We start from the raw sequence: 861 nt of genomic DNA, 5'->3' as shown, positions 1-861 counted from the left end.
ATCGCTTCTCTGCGAAGTAGCTTATCAGATGGCCCGAGATCTTGGGTATTGCCGCTATTTGAAACTTTGATGTCGTCATATGTCAGAACTGAAGCATAGCCAGCTTGAACTGCCTTTGGATGGCTAACATTTTCATAAGCTGCACGTTCGTATAGAGAAATTGCACGACGATAATCACCAATTTTATATGCAGCCTCAGCTGCAAGGTAAAGGTTCTCACCGCTATAGCGATCTTGACCTCGCGTGAGAACCAGCTCTTCGTAATAGTCTGCAGCCTGCTTACCAAATACATAATAGCTTGACGCTTTAGCTGAAATTTCAGCAGGCTCACTCTTAACTTCGGAGTCTTTGGCGTAAGCCGTTTGCATTCTTACATAATATAGGTGTGCCAACTCATCTAGGGCCTCAACAAGCAAAGGTCTGACAATCTCTAATTGAGAGGGTTCAAGCGTTTTCCAATAAGGGCTATGAACACCGAAATTCTTTACAAAATTTTCTTTCGCTTCCCATTCTAGAATATCGAAATTACCACGACGATAGGTTTGTATTTCATTTTGTGCCATTCGATAAGCATCAAAATTCATTTGATAGTTATCGGTAAAGCCCCTGGCTACGAGACCCGCATCACGAAATCGCTCAGATCTTAGGTGGAATCGAAATAAGGAGTCATAAAGCAAATATGCATAGTCCTTATGCCCGATACTCTGTTGTAGCACCTCAATACTCTCGCCGCTTCTGTCTTGAGAAAACATAGTAGAGAAAAGTCGGAAGGTATCGTCAACAATATCTTGATCCTTGAGGCCCAAGGTATCGTACCCGATTGCATTCCTTAGCTCAGGGTACTTATCTAATACCTTACTA

The 861-nt window shown here is 42.5% G+C and carries 1 protein-coding gene; it reads right to left on the bottom strand.

The window, feature by feature from the left end:
- Positions 1-861, bottom strand: an 861-nt coding sequence (locus tag A3763_RS27915; protein WP_197482684.1) for a tol-pal system YbgF family protein, incomplete at both ends; no start/stop codon positions are given.

Source organism: Oleiphilus sp. HI0128, assembly GCF_001635365.1.
This window is presented reverse-complemented; position numbering and strand designations above follow the sequence as displayed.